This is a genomic window from Nitrobacter sp. TKz-YC01, from assembly GCF_047824785.1.
Classification (GTDB): domain Bacteria; phylum Pseudomonadota; class Alphaproteobacteria; order Rhizobiales; family Xanthobacteraceae; genus Nitrobacter.
On sequence record NZ_CP181167.1, the window covers coordinates 2,998,328 to 3,018,605 of the forward strand.

Annotated in this window: 21 protein-coding genes; 4 read left to right on the top strand and 17 right to left on the bottom strand. The window is 57.6% G+C overall.

Translation table 11 applies throughout. The features are described 5' to 3' along the window. Window positions 1-3 precede the first annotated feature (3 nt). The 12 genes from ACMYR2_RS14265 to ACMYR2_RS14320 form a co-directional block, all read right to left on the bottom strand. Window positions 4-1,032, bottom strand: a complete 1,029-nt coding sequence (locus ACMYR2_RS14265) for a polysaccharide biosynthesis protein (protein WP_416193200.1) — start codon at window positions 1,030-1,032, stop codon at window positions 4-6. A 90-nt stretch (window positions 1,033-1,122) separates the two neighbouring features. Beyond that, a complete protein-coding gene (locus tag ACMYR2_RS14270; protein WP_416193201.1) occupies window positions 1,123-1,929 on the bottom strand; it encodes an AglZ/HisF2 family acetamidino modification protein in 807 nt (268 codons plus the stop codon). A 3-nt stretch (window positions 1,930-1,932) separates the two neighbouring features. Then, a complete protein-coding gene (gene hisH / locus ACMYR2_RS14275; RefSeq protein ID WP_416193202.1) occupies window positions 1,933-2,547 on the bottom strand; it encodes an imidazole glycerol phosphate synthase subunit HisH in 615 nt (204 codons plus the stop codon). Continuing rightward, window positions 2,544-3,644, bottom strand: a complete 1,101-nt coding sequence (locus ACMYR2_RS14280; RefSeq protein WP_416193203.1) for an N-acetyl sugar amidotransferase — start codon at window positions 3,642-3,644, stop codon at window positions 2,544-2,546. The genes hisH and ACMYR2_RS14280 overlap by 4 nt, the downstream gene beginning before the upstream one ends. Before the next feature lie 137 nt (window positions 3,645-3,781). Beyond that, window positions 3,782-4,621: a class I SAM-dependent methyltransferase gene (locus tag ACMYR2_RS14285; RefSeq protein WP_416194105.1), complete on the bottom strand. Its 840-nt coding sequence runs from the start codon at window positions 4,619-4,621 to the stop codon at window positions 3,782-3,784. Window positions 4,622-4,674: 53 nt separating this feature from the next. Beyond that, window positions 4,675-5,847: a glycosyltransferase family 4 protein gene (locus ACMYR2_RS14290; RefSeq protein WP_416193204.1), complete on the bottom strand. Its 1,173-nt coding sequence runs from the start codon at window positions 5,845-5,847 to the stop codon at window positions 4,675-4,677. Between the two features lie 9 nt (window positions 5,848-5,856). Further along, window positions 5,857-7,227, bottom strand: a complete 1,371-nt coding sequence (locus ACMYR2_RS14295; protein ID WP_416193205.1) for a hypothetical protein — start codon at window positions 7,225-7,227, stop codon at window positions 5,857-5,859. 155 nt (window positions 7,228-7,382) lie between these two features. Next, a complete protein-coding gene (locus ACMYR2_RS14300) occupies window positions 7,383-8,768 on the bottom strand; it encodes a lipopolysaccharide biosynthesis protein (RefSeq protein ID WP_416193206.1) in 1,386 nt (461 codons plus the stop codon). A gap of 223 nt (window positions 8,769-8,991) precedes the next feature. Beyond that, the gene (gene nusG, locus ACMYR2_RS14305) at window positions 8,992-9,504 is read right to left on the bottom strand and encodes a transcription termination/antitermination protein NusG (protein ID WP_416193207.1); all 513 of its coding nucleotides are present in this window, start codon (window positions 9,502-9,504) and stop codon (window positions 8,992-8,994) included. Then, window positions 9,501-10,166: a winged helix-turn-helix transcriptional regulator gene (locus ACMYR2_RS14310; RefSeq protein WP_416193208.1), complete on the bottom strand. Its 666-nt coding sequence runs from the start codon at window positions 10,164-10,166 to the stop codon at window positions 9,501-9,503. Before ACMYR2_RS14310 ends, nusG begins: the two co-directional genes overlap by 4 nt. Window positions 10,167-10,274: 108 nt before the next feature. Beyond that, entirely contained in the window at window positions 10,275-11,258 is a 984-nt protein-coding gene (locus ACMYR2_RS14315) for a lysylphosphatidylglycerol synthase transmembrane domain-containing protein (RefSeq protein ID WP_416194106.1), read from the bottom strand. Between the two features lie 63 nt (window positions 11,259-11,321). Beyond that, complete coding sequence (locus ACMYR2_RS14320) at window positions 11,322-11,615, bottom strand: hypothetical protein (protein ID WP_416193209.1); 294 nt, start codon at window positions 11,613-11,615, stop codon at window positions 11,322-11,324. Window positions 11,616-11,786: 171 nt separating this feature from the next. Here ACMYR2_RS14320 and ACMYR2_RS14325 point away from each other — a divergent pair, with 171 nt between their 5' ends. Genes ACMYR2_RS14325 through ACMYR2_RS14340 form a run of 4 tightly spaced genes read left to right on the top strand, consistent with a single transcriptional unit; the run spans window position 11,787 to window position 15,741 of the window. Continuing rightward, complete coding sequence (locus tag ACMYR2_RS14325; RefSeq protein ID WP_416193210.1) at window positions 11,787-12,536, top strand: glycosyltransferase; 750 nt, start codon at window positions 11,787-11,789, stop codon at window positions 12,534-12,536. Continuing rightward, window positions 12,530-13,822: a class I SAM-dependent methyltransferase gene (locus ACMYR2_RS14330; protein WP_416193211.1), complete on the top strand. Its 1,293-nt coding sequence runs from the start codon at window positions 12,530-12,532 to the stop codon at window positions 13,820-13,822. Before ACMYR2_RS14325 ends, ACMYR2_RS14330 begins: the two co-directional genes overlap by 7 nt. Further along, the gene (locus tag ACMYR2_RS14335) at window positions 13,819-14,940 is read left to right on the top strand and encodes a DegT/DnrJ/EryC1/StrS family aminotransferase (RefSeq protein ID WP_416193212.1); all 1,122 of its coding nucleotides are present in this window, start codon (window positions 13,819-13,821) and stop codon (window positions 14,938-14,940) included. The genes ACMYR2_RS14330 and ACMYR2_RS14335 overlap by 4 nt, the downstream gene beginning before the upstream one ends. A 3-nt stretch (window positions 14,941-14,943) precedes the next feature. Further along, window positions 14,944-15,741 carry a class I SAM-dependent methyltransferase gene (locus ACMYR2_RS14340; protein ID WP_416193213.1) on the top strand — a complete coding sequence of 266 codons (798 nt, stop codon included), beginning with the start codon at window positions 14,944-14,946 and terminating at the stop codon, window positions 15,739-15,741. A 46-nt stretch (window positions 15,742-15,787) separates the two neighbouring features. Here ACMYR2_RS14340 and gmd read toward each other — a convergent pair whose 3' ends face one another. Genes gmd through ACMYR2_RS14365 form a run of 5 tightly spaced genes read right to left on the bottom strand, consistent with a single transcriptional unit; the run spans window position 15,788 to window position 20,248 of the window. Next, entirely contained in the window at window positions 15,788-16,897 is a 1,110-nt protein-coding gene (gmd, locus tag ACMYR2_RS14345; protein ID WP_416193214.1) for a GDP-mannose 4,6-dehydratase, read from the bottom strand. Window positions 16,898-16,939: 42 nt separating this feature from the next. Further along, the gene (locus ACMYR2_RS14350) at window positions 16,940-17,542 is read right to left on the bottom strand and encodes a hypothetical protein (protein WP_416193215.1); all 603 of its coding nucleotides are present in this window, start codon (window positions 17,540-17,542) and stop codon (window positions 16,940-16,942) included. Continuing rightward, entirely contained in the window at window positions 17,539-18,444 is a 906-nt protein-coding gene (locus ACMYR2_RS14355) for a methionyl-tRNA formyltransferase (RefSeq protein WP_416193216.1), read from the bottom strand. Before ACMYR2_RS14355 ends, ACMYR2_RS14350 begins: the two co-directional genes overlap by 4 nt. After that, window positions 18,445-18,696, bottom strand: coding sequence for a hypothetical protein (locus ACMYR2_RS14360; RefSeq protein WP_416193217.1), 252 nt, complete (start codon window positions 18,694-18,696; stop codon window positions 18,445-18,447). Continuing rightward, complete coding sequence (locus tag ACMYR2_RS14365; RefSeq protein ID WP_416193218.1) at window positions 18,668-20,248, bottom strand: amino acid adenylation domain-containing protein; 1,581 nt, start codon at window positions 20,246-20,248, stop codon at window positions 18,668-18,670. The genes ACMYR2_RS14360 and ACMYR2_RS14365 overlap by 29 nt, the downstream gene beginning before the upstream one ends. Between the last annotated feature and the right edge of the window lie 30 nt (window positions 20,249-20,278).

The following is a 20,278-nucleotide window of genomic DNA, read 5'->3' on the forward strand; positions in this document are numbered from 1 at the left end:
CAGTCAGTCGTCCATCACCACGTTCTCGCCGCGCGCGATGCGCTGCACGAGATCGAGCTTGAGAAGAAGCTGCTTCATGCCGGATTCATCGAGCTGCGCGGTATTGTGGGAGTTATAGTCGTCTTCGGAACTGATACGCCGCTCCCCCTCCTCCACGAACTTCGTGTAGTTCAGGTCGCGACCATCCGCCGGAACGCGGTAGTAGTTGCCCCTGTCCTCGGCGTGGCTCATTTCCTCGCGGCTGAGCAGCGTTTCATAAAGTTTTTCACCGTGCCGCGTTCCGATCTCGACGATCGGGTGATCCGGCTTGCCCATCAGCGATGTCAGCGCCCGCGCCAGCACCGCGACCGTCGCGGCCGGGGCCTTCTGCACGAAGATATCGCCGTTGTCGCCATGCACGAAAGCATGCAGAACCAGTTCGACCGACTCATCCAGCGTCATCATGAACCGGGTCATCGCCGGATCGGTGATCGTGATCGGCTTGCCCGCCACGATCTGCTCGACAAACAGCGGAATCACCGATCCGCGCGACGCCATCACATTGCCGTACCGCGTACCGCAGATCACCGTGTTTTCCAGGTTGCGGGAAATCGCAACCATCACCTTTTCCATCATCGCCTTGGATATGCCCATGGCATTGATCGGATAAACAGCCTTGTCGGTGCTCAGGCAGACGACCCGCTTCACGCTCGAAGCGATCGCGGCATCCAGCACGTTTTCGGTCCCGAGAACGTTGGTCCGGACCGCTTCCATCGGATGAAACTCGCAGGACGGCACCTGCTTCAGCGCGGCGGCATGAAAACAATAGTCCACGCCGCGCATCGCGGCTCGCACGCTGCGCGAATCCCGGACATCGCCAATATAAAACTTCAGCTTTGCCTCGGCATACCGCTTGCGGAGATCATCCTGCTTCTTTTCATCGCGGCTGAAAATCCGGATCTCACGCAATTCGGACGACAGAAATCGTTTCAAGACGGCTTTGCCGAACGACCCCGTTCCGCCTGTAATGAGCAATACCTTGTCACTGAACATGAATGAACCCGGATCTGTGCCAAAAATTTTTGCCGGCGGCGCGCGGCCCGAAGCTCGTCATGACCCAAGATTCGTTATGAGCAAGACTCATCATGCAATCGCGCCCGCGCCGAGCGGCGGTGCGGAAGCAGCCGCCCGAACAAGCCCGTCCTTTTTGTCGGCAGAAGGATAACTGATCAAGACCGCCTTGTAAGGGCCCTTGAACACGAAGAAGCTCCCGGCCGCAACGCCGACAACGCCGCATGAAGTGACCAGCGCCTCCATATGAGCGAGCGATCCGGCGCCACCAAGAAATGACACGGGCACGCGCACCGCCTTTCGAACCTCGACGGCAAGTGGAAGATCATAGCCTTTCATCATGCCGTCGTTGTCGATCGAATTGATCACGATTTCACCGGCGCCCAGCGCCTCGGCTTGCCTTGCGACATCGATCACCGAACGACCCGTCGGCCGGGTGCCATTGTGGGTCCACGCCAGATTTTGCCCGGTGCGGCCGTCCTTCCTGGCATCGATCACAACAACGACGCTCTGCCCGCCGATTTCCTGCGCCGCCGAGCCGACTAGTTCGGGCGAGGCAGTCGCGGCCGAACTGATGGCCACTTTCTCGACGCCAAGCCCCACGATACGCTTTGCCTGCTCGGCTGTCTTGACGCCACCGCCATAGCAAAGCGGCATCCGGCACTCCATCGCCAGATTGGCGATCATCCGGAAATCCGGCTCCGCCCCGTTTGCCGTTGCATCGATATCGAACACCGAGAGTTCGTCGGCCTCTTTCTCGTTGAAGATCTTGACCGCGTTGATCGGATCGCCGACGTATTTCGGCTGCTTGAAACCGACCGTCTTGACCAGACCGCCCTTGTGGATCAGCAAGCAGGGAATAACTCTCGGTCTCAGCACGGCTTAAAGCTCTGCAAAGTTCTTGAGAAGCCGGTTGCCGAAGCTATGGCTTTTCTCAGGATGAAACTGAACGCCATACACGTTGGCGTGACGGACCGCGCAGCTGAATTCCGCCCCGTAGTCGCAGGTCGCGAGCACGTCATCCTGACGATCGCAGCCGACGTAGTACGAGTGCAGGAAGTAAAATCGCGCGTCGCGCTCAAGGCCGTTGAATAAAGGATCGGCTTCTCGCGGACAGACATCATTCCAGCCCATGTGCGGAAGCGGCATGTCCCTGGCTGCCTCCCAGGAGTTGAATGCCCTGACGTCGGCATCGATCCATCCGAGCCCCGGCAGGGTACCCTCCTCGCTGCTGCGCGCAAGAATCTGCATTCCGACGCAAATGCCGATAACCGGTATTCTGTCGTCGAGCACCAGCCGGTCGAGCGTATCGCGCATGCCCGAACGCTGCAGCAGTTCCATGGCATGGTCGAAATGCCCGACGCCGGGCAGGATCAGCTTCGACGCACTCCTAAGCTCGTCGCTGTTCTTCGCGACCGTCACCTTGATGTTGGCTCGGTTGTACACATTGACGAAGGCCGCGATATTGCCCAGGCCATAATCGACGATCACGATCATCGAACGACCATCTTCTGCACGCCAAGCGTGCGCAGAACCCGCGTCCCCAGATCGATAAGCGGCATCATCGATTTGTAGTCGCGGTAGCTTTTGTTCGGACCAGCCATCAACTCACGAAGTTCAGCAACGGTCAGGTCGAGCTTCGTGGCGACGTACTCGAACTCATGCTCGACATCGTCCTTGTCATAGGCCGGCTCGGATATCTTGCGAAGCGCTTCATCCCGGCTCATCTGCCTGGTGAGAATGAGGCTCGAAAAATGTGCGCGACGCTTGTCGAATCCGAATTTCGTCGGCAACCAGTATCCTTCGTAAAATCGGGTAAAGCGCGACTCATAGTGCTTGTGGGCGTACTTCTGCCATCCGAAACGATCCGCCAGTTCCTGCATCGCAGCGTCCTTGACGTAAGGAAAGTGGTTGAGCGGCTTGACGACCCGCATTCCCTTGAAGAAGCGATAATAGACCCGGTAGGTGAAGATATCGGTGAGCGGGAACGTTTTCAGCGGCCGTGTCCCGAACTGGCGATGAATATCGCGCAACTGCCGCAAGTCGGTGGCGTGATAGTGCCATTCCAGCGGCTCGCGCACGCATTCCGTCGAATAGTTGGCACCCGTGATAACGTACCTGAACCCGTGGGTCGCCGCGAAATTGTAGAGCGCCGCAAAAAACGCGTGGTCCTGCGGCGTATCGAGATGCGGCACTTGAGCCCTGAAAAACGCGAGTTGAAGATCCTTCATTTCCTGCCAATCGATCACCTCGGTGTGGAGATCGAGTCCGAGCCCATCGACCATTTTCTCGATGTTGTTTACCGACTGCTGCGAATTCCAGCCAGCGTCGACATGGAAGATCAGCGGACGCAGACCAAGTTTCTCCTTGGCGAGATAGGCGACATAAGAACTGTCGACACCGCCGCTGACGCCGATGATGCAGTCGTGATCGCGATCCTTGCCTTCCGACCGAATTCTTTCGGCCTCGGCAAGTATCTCGCGTCCGCCGCGCTCGTCGGGATGCCAACTGGGCAGGATATTCTGGTGATAGTTGTTGCAATAGTCGCACCAACCGCGCGAATCGAACGTGATGTTCGAATCGGAAGTGTCCATGATGCAGTTGGTGCAGATTTGATAAGCGCGCTTTTGGATATTAACCATGTGCTGATCCGATTAAACGCGATACGGTTTTCGAACGCCTTGAACCGGCTTAGTCCAATTCGGCTTCGCAACTTGCCACACGTTGGATGTTAAGCGACTAACCGGGCCCGCAGCCGTATCTGCCTGTACTTCGATGTATAAGGCAACCGGATGGTGCAGGGACGCCCCAGCATTCGCTTCACCATACTTTTCGCAAAATAGATGATGTCGTCGACGCGAACGCGTTGGATGGCGACGATTTCAAAGCCGGCACGCGAAAGATACATGCCGATTTGCTTCTCACCAGCAAATACCAGATGATCGGGTAGGCCAAGCTCACCCGGAAAATCGTCTCGCTGATCGAGATCCGCGAGATTTCCCGTTTCGAGAAACAACTCGCCATGCGGGTTCAGAACACTCCGGACCGTGGCGAGGAAATCGTGAAACTCGGGGACGTGCGAAAATACATCCACGATGGAAACGAAATCCACTTTCGGATGATCTGGTGCAAGATAGCTGGTCACTACTTTCAAACCACGCGCCCGCGCCCGAGCGGCCTTCGCTTCCATCGGCTCGACGCCTCCGATCTGGCTGCCCGCAGGCGCGATGGCGGAAATCGCTTCGACAATCTCGCCATTACCAGCACCGATATCCAGCCACGAGATCGGCTTGCCCCCGCGCCATACGTCGACGAACATCTTGTCGAAAACTGTTCTGTACAAATCGATCTTCGCGCTAACCCGCCGCGTGCGCACGTCAAGATATGTGGCGTCTTCTCCATGAACGCCGGTGCGCACCGCCGAGTCGATCTGCGCCGTCAGCGGACGCGGATTAACGTAAATCAGCGCGCACCCATGGCACCGCACGGCGAAGAACCCGAGCTCATCGGCCCACGGGCTGAAATCTTCACTCCCGCAGCAGGGACACGGGACTTGTTCAACTGCCTTCATCTTCAATTCCCGGAGGTGATAACGTATCATATCGGGCGAGCAACAGAATCTGGTTAAGAGCGCAGCGTTCGCTCGATCAATCTGTCCCAATTTAGTTGCTCGTCGGCAACGGCCCTGGCTCCCTCACCCATCGTTTTCAGACAACCCGGATCGGACACAATCCGTGAGATCTCCTCAACCAGGCAGTCAGCTCGAATGCGGTGCTTTGGCAAAATGACAATGTTGTCATGCAGGTTTAGATAGGAGATATCCTGACCGCCAACATCGCCGACGATGAGCGGCAGGCCCATCGCAATTGCCTGCTGCCAGAGAATTGACTGACTCGCAGGAAACACGGCCAGATCGGCCAAATCGAGGTACTTATAAATATCTTTCGCCTCAAGCCATCCAATAAAATGAATATTAGGCATCGCACTCGCAGCCTTCAAAAGGCTAGCCTTATAATCTGCGAATTTTTGTCCGCTGTCTCCGATGATCACGAGTTCCAACCGAAGCGATGGCAGCGTCCTGACGGCCTCAATCAGAAGCTCGGTCTTCTTCCAAGGCTCCAACTTTCCGCCCGTGACAATGACGATGGCATCGTCGGCGATGCCCAGCTTCTTCCGCAGGATATCGCCCTCTTCGCGCTCCCTTACCTCGGCGCAGTAATCGAGGTCAGCGCCTAGCGGCAAAAGTTCTATGTCCTCGACCGGCACGTTATAAAGCTCATGCAAGAACAGTATCGTGGTCGGTGTAATAGCGAATATCTTACTGAGATGCGGGCGCGCGCGATCGAGAAACCATTTCCTCAGAACACCGTGAAGAACTCTACGGGATACCCAATTTTTTCCCGAATTGCTGTAGTCGGCATGATAATCCATGATCATGCGGCATTCTGGATGCACCTTCTTGTAACGAATAGCCTCAGGAAGGTTTAGCATGATGTCATGGATGTAAATCAAATCAGGACGCTCTCTTTCAAGAATCCCTGAGATCGACGTGTAGGCCCTCAGCCGGTTGAAAATGTTATAGCGATAGCGAAGCTTAATGATCTTCGCGCCGCCGTCATAAAAGGTACGGGGCGGCATCGAGTTGTCATGCTTGTCGTTATAATAGTCAAATACAGATTCGAACGTTGACGTAACGACAGTAACCTCATGATCGTGCTTCATGTAGTACTTCGTCAGTAGATTCTCCTGATATTCGAGCGTTTCATTGTAGAACTCACAGAGCATCACCACCTTCATCGTCGCTTCTCAATTTGCTCTCGAGTTCGCCACGCCCTCGGCTTGCGTACTGCTCGGTTCCGGGCTCTTGTGCACCAAGAAAAGGATCAGCCAGAATAAGCCGCCGAACGATAGGAGGACGGTGGCAAATGGGGCATTAGTTAAAGCCAGTCCCACAGGTAACACAGCCAGGATCACAAAGGTTCTATCCCAACCGACCGACGCACGATCCAACAGTCTCAGCCAGATTGCAAAAGCAAGCCCAACCGCCACCACGCCTAGGCTACCAGCCGCCGCCAGGCCATCGGAAGAATACAAATTGGCGTTCACATTCACCGCAGGATTTTTATAGACGTGTGCGCCGATCAGCAGACCGAGTTGCGGCCAAAGCGGATCACCGGAGAAGCTCGCCGGAGCACTGATAAGCGAACTAAAGCCCTTGATATGGCTCCACCAGGTGAGATCGTTCGGTCCAAAAACATCATAGTACTGAGAGAACGTGAGACCAGGCACTGCAATAGTTCGACCCGTAAGGTATAGACATATCAACGCCGCGACACCGCTTTTCTTATAGAAATAGGCTGACAAGAACATCGTCCCAGCGACGACAACCGTCGGCACCGCAGTTGTATGGAAGAGAGGGCTCTTCCGGCGAAGCAGCCAATACGTCCCCATTATAGCGAACGGCAGCAGAAATGCCGTGCGCTGCGCAGTGATGCCATAAACGAGCAGACATCCAACGAATCCCAAAATAACCAACCAAGGTCGTTTCCTGACCAATCCGATCGCGATCAAAGCCGGACTGAATACGTTCTGTAGGTAAGTCTGCATGTATCCTATCAAAGGCCCGGTAGCTGCACCGAGAGCTCTCTGCTGATACACTTCATCGAGATTCGCAAAACTAATGATGGACCAGTAAGATAGCATGAGAGTGATCGAGCAGATCAGCCAACCAAACAGGTTCAGACCCAAAACTGACGAACCTGAAATCCACTCCCTTGTAGGATCAGTTTTTAGCGGACGCCGGGCTGCAATGCAGGCAGCAGCAAAAGCGAGGGCCAACGAAGCAAGAGCGGCCCCGTATTTCTCAATGCGATCTGTATCAAGACTGAGGGTAACCATGATGGCCGGTATATAGACCATCTGATAAATTAGCAGCAGAACGATTGACGAAGCACGTGTCACCATCGTTGGCATTATCGCGGCCCCAAAAGTAACAAGAGAAGCGACAAGCAAATATTCGCGCGCCTCAAGTGGGCGGTAGCTGAAACCCCAATAGCTCCAGTCGAGAACAACGTAATTCACGTACGCGAAATGAAACGCTGACGCGTAAAGCCACGACGCGATCAACAACGCCAGTCTGGCATGTCGATAGGGCATTCCGATGGGTTCAGTTTTCATATCGTGCAGAGCGATCGAAGTGGCACACCCCAAGCTGACACACTCGAAGCCAAGGTCACGGGAGCACAACGTAAGCAGAGAAAGCCCTTAGAACAAACAGCGGTAGCGACGACCGCGCATCAAGGAGTCTGCTCAAGCTCATCGCGTGAGCGCCATCATCGCATCCAGCTTTCAATGAGAGCTATCGGCTCGGCCACCCATAATAATAAGCCTGTGCCGGTCCAGACGGCGAGCGCCGGAGCCGCCCTTCGCAACTCGCCGAATACACCGGAAGCGCTGACGCCCACCGCATTCAAGATAACCAGAAAATACACCGAGTAGAAAACGAAACCAGATATAGCATAGGCTTCGGATATCGCTCCGACGGCAAAAAGTGACGCGCCATAGACGGCAGCTACGCGAGTGACAAGTCCAAAGAGTTGGAGAAGCAGCGCCGCCCGCTGCCGATTGACAACATGCAACGCCGTCGAAACCGGGCTGGCCAGGAATTGCATGACGAACCATGGAGTCATCCACGCCATAAGAATTCCGGCACGGTGCCAGTCTTCGCCGAAGACTTTGGTAAACAGGCTCGGCGCAAGCAAGCCACCGAATATCAGCGGTCCCACGCCGACCTTCAGAAGCCCGCCGAGAATACCGATGATGAAAACATCCAGACGGCCGAGACGATGCTCCTGCGGAGCGCGCGACAGAAAAACCTGGCCGATCGCCGTTCCCAACAGACCCATCGGAGCCTGAATGACGAACATCGCCAACGAAAGGAATCCGGCCTCCGGACCATGCGCCAGCGCGGCAATCATGATAATCGGCAGCTGAATGCCGGCACTATTGCTCAGCGCCTCCAGCGCAGAGTATTTTGGGAAACGGTGATAAACTGAAAACGCGCTCCGCATCTGTCGCCAGCTAACCCGCTTGAATAAGCTCTTCTCAGTGCGGGTGATGCGATAAGCCAATCCGGCACAGGCCGCGCTTGAACCAACTGTCGGTCCCAACACCAGTCCCAGCGCCATTCCGTTCAGTCCGCCCAACGACAATTGCGTCGCGGCAGCGGCGCTCGCCTGGGCAATGCGATTCCTTGCTATAGCGTGGAAATCCTTCTTCCGCACCAGCCAGTACTGAAGCGCACTGGTTATCGCGACGGCCGCAACTCCGACAGGAACGATCCAGAGATAAGACCCAAGGCTTGGCTCACTGAAGCGCGCAAGCACGATGGCCGGCACGGCGAGCAACACGCCGGACAACACGATCACAACGGCGAACACCGACACCACAGCGAGCGCCAGAATATTCGCGGCCTCGTTGTCCTGTTCCGGTATCGGGATCGCGATGTCAAACCGTAAGCAGGCGACAACGGAGATGATGGATATCATCGCCGTCAATACCGCCAGCAGGCTGAAATCGTGCGGTGTATATAGACGCGTCAGCACGGGCAGCATCACCGCCGAAATCACGGCGGCAAATCCGGTGCCGCCAACGAGCACTCCAACCGAAGACAGGAATCCATGACCTCGGATCAGCGCCCAACTTTCTCGAATGTTCATGGGTTTGATTTCGGCGAAACCGACGTTTGTGCAATCTGCGCACCGCACTTCGACGGAACTCCGCCGATAAAGCCATCGGCGCCGGTTACCAGAACTTTCTTGCCCTGAAATTTCATTGGTTCATTCTACAATATCGTCTTGCGACAGCCATGCTACCGCCATTCGGGTGAAAGGAATCATCCTCTCACCCGCCGCTAACGCCAGCACAACGGAGGCCGGACCCTCAGGCGGCCTCGATTGTATCCATATTCATCGTCACCCGGACCTTGCGGCCCAGAAGATCAAACAGCACCAGGACACGCTCGCCGTCGCTCATCGATTCGAACAGGCCAAGGCAATCCGAAAAAGCACCGTCGACGACACGAACGGCATCACCGGCGGAAAATCGGGGCGCCAGATCGAGTTGAACACAGCCCTTCGAGTCTTCACGTCGTTTCAGTCGACTGATGACGTCGCCCGCTACCGGCGCCGGCTCATCGCCGCTGCAGACAAGGTTCGCGACACCGATAGTCGAGCGAATGACGCGCCACCGCTGATGAATGAGATCGACCGCAACGAACAAGTATCTCGGAAACAACGGCGATGCCGTGATGTCAACGCGCCGTGCATGGCGGCGACGCTTGGCATAGCGCGGGAAATAGACTTCAAAACCCTGGCGTCGCAGATGTGCGGCCGCCTTGCCTTCCGCATGCGGATGGGTCTGCACGGCATACCACTTCGATCCGGACGACGTCATGACGCCAGATCCCGCAGGTCGCCCCGGTTTTCACGGCCCTTCATGACGCCAAGCAGGCGCGGAAGCAGAACCCTGTCCCCGCCAACCGCCGCCGCAGCCAGAGTCCAGCTTTCGTAAGCGCCGACCAGATCCGTGATGACGACCGCGTCGAAATTCCCGTCGACGGCATCGATCGACGCGACAAGAGGGATTCCCAGAAATCGCCCTGGTTTGGCCTCGGCATCAATCAGCGCAACGATCTCGACACCGCTTTCTATCGCGCACAGCACGGCGATCTCAGCCAGATCCGAACGCCCCATCAAAACCACGGTGCGCAGGCCGCGCGACTTGGCCGCCTCGAACATAGCGACGCAGTCGCTTTTCGCCTGGCGAAAGAAGCTGAAGGATTGCGACAGGTAAGTGACAGTCAGGCGCGACTTTTCGGCGAAGCCCTTCGGCGTGAGATAGTAGGCGTAGCGCCGCGCCGGAACGTTCTGGACTTTAATCAGCCCCTTGCTGACACAGCGCTTGATATACGCATTGACAAGACCCAGCGCGATGCCAAGTTCCGCGGCCAGCCGCCGTTGCGACCGCCCGCCGTCCTCATCGAGAGACTTCAGCAATCCCAGGATAATTCCGTTCTCGCTGTCCCTGGCGTCGACGGTGTCCGGCACCTTGATCATCCCCGTTGATCCGACCCACCGCTTACTCCGTTCACATCGTGAACGTCAAGCCTTTTGTTCACGCCGTGAACATGACGATGGAAAATTTTTACCAGCCTAACCATATGGTTAGCGGGGACGACCCGGAAGCTCGCCCGCCAAATCATCCACCACGGAATCATCCGTATTTGCAGGTTTCCGGCTCAGGATCCAGACTAGCCCCCCCAGAGCGCCTGCAACGAAATTCACGATACCGAACAGCAGCGATGCGCTGACGCCGTCGTCGGGACGCAACGCCGCGTAACCGAAAGCCAGCGCCATCGTCGCCTCACGCAACCCCCAACCGGCGATCGATATAGGTATCGTCGTGACCAGCATGACCGGAGGAATCAGCAAAAAGAGTTGGGCAAAGGACGCGCCTGCCCCGATGGATCGGATGATGGCCCACGCGATCACCGCGTTCAGGACGTTGACCAGCAAAGACAGAATGACAAGCGAAGGACCGTGAACGCGGCTGGTGACCAGCCGCCCGGCGATTTGGGAACACTCCTGAAGGTGCCGTACGATTTGCCAGCGGGTCAGCCACCTCCATTGCAGGAAGCCCAACACCAGGAAGCCAATCCCGCCGGCTATCGCCGCAATGTCGACCAGCAGGAGCGCCACGCGCCCTTGTGGATCCGCGATCAGGCGCAAGCTCCAAGGCAGACTCGCGGCTATGAGGAGCGCCAGCACCGCGAGTCCGATCGCGCGATCAATCAAAACCGAATAGCCCGCGGCACGCCAGCCCGCGCCGCTGCGGCCGACGAACCACACGCGCATCGCGTCGCCGCCGACGGAAGACGGTAGCACCTGATTGAAGAAGGCCGCGATCATGTTCAAACGGAAAGCATGCCAAATCGTCAATGGCGCGCCGCAAAGCTGCGCGATCTCGCGCCACCGCAGAGCGCCGAAAAAAATCTGCGCCGGGACGACGGCGAACGCAAAGATAAGCCACCACAGCGTAACCAGATCGATCCGCGCGGCAACATCAGAAAAATCGACCTTTCGCAGCGCGAGAACAAGTAATGCGATTGAAACCGCGATCTTGAAACCAAGTAACAGAATTCCGCGCATGTGTTTCGCATTCGTTGTCACGGGTTTGGTCCCCGCATTCCGGCTGCACTCAACGGCATTCGATTATACCGTTTCCATCGCCCGCATACTTCGGATGGAGCACGGCGTGGTTCGCGTTCCGGTACAGTACATAATACCGGCTGCCGTTGTTCGGATGCTCGGATGCTCGGATGCTCGGATGATGAGATACTCGTAGCGTGCACATTCCCGATGCGATTCGTCGCGCATCCCGCGCAGCCAGTCGAGAAAGACGGCCGTGGGCGCGTTGGCGGAAAAGATATCCCGGCTTTCGGTGGTGAAGGGATAATAGAGCAGCATCAGGTAAAGCGCGACGGCCTGATAGGCGGTTTCGCGCATATCCTTTGAATTAGGTGAGCATGTCATATTTAAGCCTCGAGAACAATAAGGCCCTCGTTGACAAGGCCGCCTAAATGATCAATCAACCCCAGCCGACAAACGACGCGCAGGATACCCACATTTTGTTCATGTCGGCGATACCCGAGACCGATCCATACGTTCCTGCAAGTGATGCCATTGACCGAGCCACACAACCCGTCCGGCCGACCCGATGTCAGCGTGATTCTGCCGACCTTCCAGGAACGTGAAAACATCGTGCCGCTGGTGCGGGAACTGCGCCAGGAATTCCATCGCGTCGGCGCCAGATACGAAATACTGGTGGTCGATGATCGAAGTCCTGACGGCACCGCGACGGCCGCACGCGCGGCATTCGCGGACGACGACGGCGTCATCGTTATCGAGCGTCTCGCCAATCCCGGTCTTGCACTTTCGATCCGCGAGGGAATCGAGAAATCACACGGCGCGGTCATCCTGGTCATGGATACGGATTTCAATCACCAGCCGAGGGACGCCGTACTCATTTCCCAGGTGGCCCGGCTGGTCGATCTGGGGATCGGGTCGCGATTCATCTTCGGCGGCGGAATGACGAACCGGCTGCGTTACTTTCTGAGCTACCTCTATAATATCTTCATGCGCATTTCACTGGGCACGCGCATAGACGACAACCTCAGCGGTCTGTTCGCGATCCAGCGCACCGCGCTGTTCAAACTCGATTTTGACAAGATCTTCTGGGGCTACGGCGACTACTTTTTCCGGCTTCTGCTGCTGTCGCAACGCGAACGGATGACTCACGTTCAAGTCCCGGTCTTCTACGGCGAGCGAACGGCCGGGGATAGCAAGACCCGTTTCATGTCGATATTCATGCGCTACACGCGCGAGGTCGCGCGGCTAACCTATCTCAGGGCGGTCAACCGATGGTAAGCGCGGACCTGTTTCACGCCATTTCGCAATGCCGGATTTGCAGCAGTCCGGATCTGCACGGCGTCATCGACCTCGGGCTGCAAGCGCTGACCGGACGCTTTCCGGCCACGGAAGAACCAGATCCGCCAAAGGCGCCGCTGGAGCTCTTGCGGTGCGGCGAGTGCGGGCTGACGCAATTGCGGCATTCGGTGCGTGTAGCCGAAATGTTCGGAGACAATTACGGCTATCGGTCGGGCACCAATGCGACGATGCGCAACCACCTCGGCCAGATCGCGAATGCCGTGACCTCACGCGCGGCGATCGTTCCCGGCGACGTGGTCCTTGATATCGGCTGCAACGACGGCACATTGCTCAAGAGCTATCTGGTGCCGGACCTCGTGCGCGCCGGCATCGATCCGATCGCCCGCTCCTTCGCCGATCAGTATCCCCGCGAACTCAAGATCCATGCCGGCTTCTTTGACGCCAAATCATTCGCCGACCTGCTGCCCGGTCGCAAGGCTCGCGCGATCACATCGATTGCAATGTTCTACGATCTTGAGAACCCCGGGAGTTTTGTCGGAGACATCGCCGCGGTGCTTGCTCCGGACGGCGTCTGGGTACTCGAACAGAGCTATCTTCCCGATATGCTCGACAAGAACTCGTTCGATACGATCTGCCACGAACATCTCGAATACTATGCGTTGTCGCAAATCGAAAGGCTCGCCAAGGACAAGCGTCTGAGGATATTCGACATCAAGTTGAATAACATCAACGGCGGCAGTTTCCAGATCTGGATCTGTCATCGTGATGCCGCCTATTCCGAAAACCGGGCCGTCATTGAAGGCCTCCGCAAACGCGAAACCGCACTTGGAATCACGACGGACAAACCGTTCGCGACATTCCGCGCCAATGTCGCGGCGCTGGGCTCCCGCTTGAAGGACTTCATTACCAACGAGGTCGCGCGCGGAAAGCGCGTCTATGTCTATGGCGCATCGACCAAAGGCAACGTGCTGTTGCAGCATTTCGAACTCGACGGAAGTTTGCTGACAGCCTGCGCCGATCGAAATCCGGAGAAATGGGGCCGGCGCACACCCGGAACAGCCATTCCGATCACGTCGGAAGAAGCCGCGCGCAAGGATGCGGATTATTTTCTTGTGCTGCCCTGGCACTTCCGGGACGAATTCATTGCGCGCGAGGCGGCGTTCCTCGCCGGCGGCGGGCGCCTGATTTTCCCCCTCCCGGACTTTGAAGTGGTAGGAGACGCATCCGGTCCGCGTCACGGCGAGATGCGTTCCGGGGCTTTATGACTGAAACGATCCGCATCCCCTGGGCCCGGCCGAAGCTTTTCGGAAACGAAGAAGCGATGGTCGTCGATGCGCTGCGGTCGGCGTGGATTTCAGGAGGCCCTTACGTCCAGCGGCTGGAACGGACGGCAGCCGAACGCATGCAGGTCGCCGAAGCCGTGGCGGTCGCAAATGGAACGGTGGCGCTGGAGCTTGCGCTCCGGGGCCTGGGAATTGGGCCCGGCGACGAAGTCATCGTACCCGGATTCACATTCGTGGCCGCGGCCAATATGATCCTGTCGGTCGGCGCGACGCCTCTCTACGCCGATATCGATGCGCATTCCTGGTTGCTCGACCCGGATGAAATCGATCGGCTGGCGACGCCTCGCACCAGGGCCGTATTGCCCGTTCATCTCTACGGCAACGTAGCCGACATGGACGCGATCACCTCATGCGCGAAGGCGCATGATCTGGCTGTCCTTGAGGACGCAGCCGAAGCGGCCTTTTCTCGTTTCGGCGGCAAATGCGCCGGCACGATGGGAAGCGTCGGCACGTTCAGCCTTCACGCCACAAAAACGATCACGACGGGAGAAGGCGGTCTCGTCGTGACGAACGACGACGATCTCGCCCGGCGCATGAGGGTGCTACGAGACCACGGAATGCGCCAGGACAAGAGATACTGGCACGACGTGGTCGGCTATAATTTCAGACTGACCAATCTGCAGGCCGCCATCGGCTGCGCGCAACTCGAGCACCTTGACGACATCCTGGCGGATCGCCGCCGCATCCATGCGCTCTACCGCGACGCCCTGCAAGCCTGCCCAGGGATTCGGCTACAGCATTTTGCGGACCGCGTTGATCCGGTGCTCTGGGTCATCGCCGTCCTGATCGAGGACACCGATCCCTCACGGCAGCGTGCCAGACGCGACAGGATCATGGCCGCGATGCTGGAGGACGGTATCGAAACGCGCCCTGGATTCTACGCGCTGAGCCTGATGCCGCCTTACGATGCACCCGACCTACCCCATGCGCTGGCCGCGAGCGCCGGCGTTATCTCGCTACCCACCTTTCTCGATCTCACCGGTGAACAGATCGGATATATCTGCGACCGGTTTTGTCATCACATCCGCGGCGCAGGTTGAGCAGTGATCTTCAGAGACAATTTTCTTCGCCGCTATCTCGATCTGGCTCCCGCCGCGCTCGCATTCGAGCGCGCCGCCGAATGCGAGATTCTCAGGGAGCGCGAATTCGTCCGGCCGATCCTTGATATCGGATGCGGCGACGGGATTTTCGCCGCGATCCTGTTCAACGAAAAACTCGACACGGGCATAGACCTCGATCCCGCAGAAGTCGCGCGTGCCGAGAAGCAGAATGCCTACCGCGAGCTGCTGGTATGCGCGGGAGATAGGATTCCGAAACCCGATCAAGCTTACAACACCATCCTGTCGAACAGCGTCATCGAACACATTCCCGTTCTGATGCCGGTGCTAAGGGAAGCGCATCGCCTGCTGGCTCCGAACGGCCAGCTTTTCCTTACTATTCCGACGGACCGCCTGGAGCACAATTCGCTGCCCGCGCGGCTGTTCAACCTTTTCGGCGCGACCGGATTGGAAGCGCGTTACGGCAAATTCCACAACCGTTTCTGGCAGCACTACAACGTGCATTCACGCGCCGGATGGCGGGAGCTGTTCACCGCTGCAGGGTTCGAGGTGGCTGACGAACGACTCTATGCATCACCGAACTTCTCGTCGTTCTATGATCTTCTGATGCCTTGCGCCCTTCCGTCAATGGCAGCCAAACGGCTGTTCGGGCGCTGGTTCCTGTTTCCGGAGCTACGCCAGTATTATGCGGCCCTGGTATACTGGTTAATAGCGGCCATTCACGGCAGACTGAAGCGGGAGGCCGGCAGCTCGCTGGTCTTCTATGCCCTGCGCAAGGTCTGAATCCGGACGCTCCGTCTGCCTGCGAACTGAAGCTGACTGACGCCTCTCACCGCGCAGGCACTGAATGCTGTTCGAGCGAATGATGATGAGCGGCGCGTTCCAGCCTGGCCGCTTTCAGATCGCTCGCAACCATTTCCTTCACCATCTGCGCGAATGACGTACTCGGCTGCCATCCCAACTCGGCGCGAGCCTTGGAAGCATCGCCGACGAGCAAGTCGACTTCGGTGGGCCGAAAGTAAACCGGATCGATCCGAACCAGGACAGCGCCGGTCTTTGCGTCGACGCCTGTCTCGTCAACGCCCCTGCCTTGCCACACAATGCGGCGGCCGATTTCGGCAAAGGCAATCTCCACGAACTCCCGTACCGAACGGCATTCCCCGGTCGCGAGCACATAATCGCCCGGTTTATCCGCCTGAAGGATTCTCCACATCCCCTCGACGAAATCCTTGGCGTGTCCCCAGTCGCGCTTGGCTTCAAGATTACCGAGAAACAGCGTTTCCTGCAGGCCGATCTCGATCCGCGCGACGGCACGCGTGATCTTGCGCGTGACGAATGTTTCGCCGCGAATGGGACTTTCGTGATTGAAAAGAATTCCGTTGGCCGCGAACATTCCGTAGGCCTCACGATAGTTCACCGTGATCCAGTAACCGTACAGCTTTGCAACACCGTAGGGCGAGCGCGGATAGAACGGCGTGGTTTCCGACTGCGGAATCTCCTGTGCAAGACCGAACAGTTCCGACGTCGAGGCCTGATAGAATCGGACCTTGTCCGACATACCCAGTATCCGGATCGCCTCCAGCATCCGCAGCACGCCGATGGCATCTGCGTTTGCCGTGTATTCCGGGCTTTCGAAGCTGACGCCGACATGGCTTTGCGCAGCGAGGTTGTAAATTTCGGTCGGCTGAATCTGCTGCACGAGGCGGATCAGATTGGTGGAATCCGTCATATCCCCGTAGTGCAGCAGAAACGGCACCTCCCCGGCCAGAGGATCCGAATAAAGGTGGTCGATGCGCCCTGTATTAAAGGAGGACGACCGCCGCTTCACCCCATGAACGAGATAGCCTTTTCCGAGAAGGAATTCGGCCAGATAAGCGCCGTCCTGTCCCGTCACACCCGTGATCAGGGCGACCCGGCGCTGTCCGTTCCCGTCAACCATGTTGCCTCCCCAACCGGAATCGGCATGAAATGAAGAAGCGTGTCAAACTGCCTTCTTCGCGATCTCGGTGCAATTGAAAATCAGAACGTCATTTCGAATATACTTCGAAAAAATGACCGGTGACAGTTTGCTGAGAGCTTTCATAGGGCGTTCGTTGGGCTTCTGCATCTGCCCCAGGCATTTTTTTTCGCCGCGGCTCGCCAGTTCGGCGATCGAAGACAGCAGACACTGATGCGCGCCCATCACAGCAATTGGATTTGCAGGCTCCGCGGCCCAGGCCATGATCTCGGCTTTGACCTTTGTCCGCCTGAATGCCCGAGGGATCAGGAAGGCGACCTCAAACAACGCGAACAGATCGTATGGGTGCAACAAACACGTTCCGACCACCCTCGCCTTGCTTCGCCAATCGATTTCGGCGAGGCGCTTGCGCGCCGCCTCCCAGTCCGTCGTGCTGACCTGGAATGCGATGATTTCGTCTTTGTGAAGCGAAACATAGCCTACACAATCCGGCCCACTCAAAAGACGTTCGTACATGCCCTTCAGGTGTGAATGGCCCAGGCGCCCGTTGATGGACCATGGCAACGCGCGCTCGTGCACGCGGGCGATACTGTCTGCATCGGTTTGTTGAACCGGGCGGGTTATCATCTCTCGGAGCCAGCCAGCTTTTGCCAGTCATTGCCGGTCATGATGCGGTCTTGCCGCAACGCCCGCTTGATAACGACGGCCTCGCCGTTTCCGCATCCGACGACAGGACTTCCGTCGACCTCCTTCAGGATTCCAGGCTCAACATGCTTGCCTGGCCGCGCCACGTCACATGCGCGCAAAACCAACGGAACGCTTGAGACGACCGCGGTCGGCACATAAGTCGGACAAGCGAATGGCTCGTAGTTTGCGGCGCGCACGAAATCGCAGATCCGGCGAGCGCTCCAGTTCCAATCGACCTCGCCGTCAAGCGCGTCCTTGTGACGATACAAGGTTCGCTGCGACAGGTCCTGAGGCACCTCTCGCGGAATATCGTTCGCGATGATCCTCGAAAGAACGTTGATCAGAAGTTGAGCCCCTGTTTCCATCGCACGCATGAACAACGACAGGCCAGTGTCGGAATCGCGTATGGGAATGGTTTGCTGCGCCAGAATGGGACCGGCATCTATCCCCGCGTCCATGACATGCACCGTCAAACCCTGAACCGATTCTCCGTTGCGAATAGCCCACTGATGACAATGCAATCCGGCATATTGCGGAAGCAGGCCGGGATGCATGTTCAACGCCCGTCCGGAGAACATGCGGATGACGCCCGAAGCGATAATCGTGGTGCCGTTGATATTGACCAGCCAGTCCGCTCGCAGGCCGCGCGGAAACGGCTCCTTGCCCATCAGCATCGTGCGCGGCAGAATCGTTATGGCGTTATTCCTTGCGTAGGCTGTCGCCTTGACCGCGGAAGACGACCCCGGAATAAAAGCGGTTATCGAGGCGCCGGGCGTTTCGTGGACCGCCTTCAGGACCGCATAAGCGGGATGGCCGTCACCCGTGATCACAAATGCCAGCATCTAGGTTCGGCTCAGGAACCGGGCGAAACTTTGTACGGTTTCGAGATCCTGCGGGCCGGCTGCCGAAAGATCGATCGCGGATCCTCTTTCCGCCTCGACGAATCCGAACATTTCGACGAACGAGAACGAATCGATCACCTCCAGAATTTTCGCGTCCGCCGTCAGACTGGCGGCCTGCTCGGGAGCAGCTTCACGGAGATAGCCGAGAATCAATGAGATCAGTTCAGATTCCGACTTCGAGGCGTCTTTCATGGATTCTTCCAAGCTCGGCATAGTCGACTTTACCATTTGAGTTGAGCGGCATCGCATCGATACTGAAAATGTAACGAGGCATCATATAATTTGGCAGCACCTTCGCGCTTTCGGCCCTCATGAGTTTTTCCGCATCCGATGACAGTCCCTCGATGAAGGCGGACAAGTAAAGAACCTCCCCGCCGCTACCATGAATCGAAATGACAGCCACAAACTCCTTATCGCTGAACTTCCTCAAGGTCGCTTCTATCTCTCCCAGCTCGACGCGATAGCCATGAACCTTTATCTGCCGGGTCGCGCGCCCCTTGTATATCAGGCCGACCTGTGACTGATTGCACGCGAGGTCTCCCGTGCGATACCAGCGGCCGCTCGACAGGCCGGGAAAACGCCTCTCGATGAATTGAGCGTCGGTCAGGTCGGGCCGATTCCAGTACCCCGCCGACACCTGAGAACCGCCCAGCAACAGTTCGCCCGTCTCGCCATCGTTTACGGGACGCAGATCAGCATCACAGATCACCACTTCCTGCCCGGCGAAGGGTTCTCCCAGCGGCAGAACGGAGAAGTCCGTGCCACGACTGCAAGGATAGGCCGTCACGGCAACGGTTGTCTCGGTCGGACCATAGAAATTGTCAACGCGCGAGTTCGGAGCGGCCGCCATCCATTCCGCCGCCAACGCACCTGGAAACGGTTCGCCGCAGAACATACTGACCCGAATACTTTCGAAGGCGCCGGCTTGCAGCTTGTTGAACTTCTTGAGAATCAGCACCGCCGACGGAACCGAAGTCCAGGCGGTCAATCGATGACGTTTTACAAACCCGTCCGGTATCAGCACCTCATCCTGCGGGACACAGTACAGAGTTCCACCAACCGACCATGCTGAAAACAAATCATGCACCGAAAGGTCGAAATTCAATTCAGGCAGGTGAATGAAGCGATCCGCTTCACTGTAGGAGCAATAGTTCACGACATTCCGCACATACGTCGCGACGTTATCATGCGATACCATCACCCCCTTCGGTTCGCCGGTTGAGCCCGAGGTGTACATAACGTACGCCAGATCGTGGCCGCCGCCCTGTCGCGGTTGGGCTTGTGCCGTCAAAAGGCCCTTATGCAGAAACCGGTGCTGCGGAAATCCGGCCGCCCATTCCGGGCTCGCATCCTGGTCGGGGAGCAGGATCACAGCCGGGCCGGTTAGCTTCTGCAAAAGCAGCGGCAGGTTTTTCAGGCACTTCGCGTCGACAACAATGACTGCGGGCTGGGACTGGGCAATAATCGATTGCGAACGGCCAATGGGCTGCGCGGGCGTCAGCGCGACATAGGCATATCGCGCCAGATGACACCCGGCGATGGCAGCGTAGGCCGTGAGGCTTCGGTGGGCGAAGACGGCGCAGGTATCAATGCCGTTCTTTGACGATGGCGGAAACCCGCCGGCGAGGCGCAACGCAAGCTCATGGAGATCGCCATATGTGTAACTCTCGCCATCAACCCAAAGGGCGGCCTTGTCTCTGAATTGCGTTGCTGATTTTACGAATGATGCTGCGAGCGGGGTCAAAGAAACTCAATCCGTGGAGCGACAGCGTCC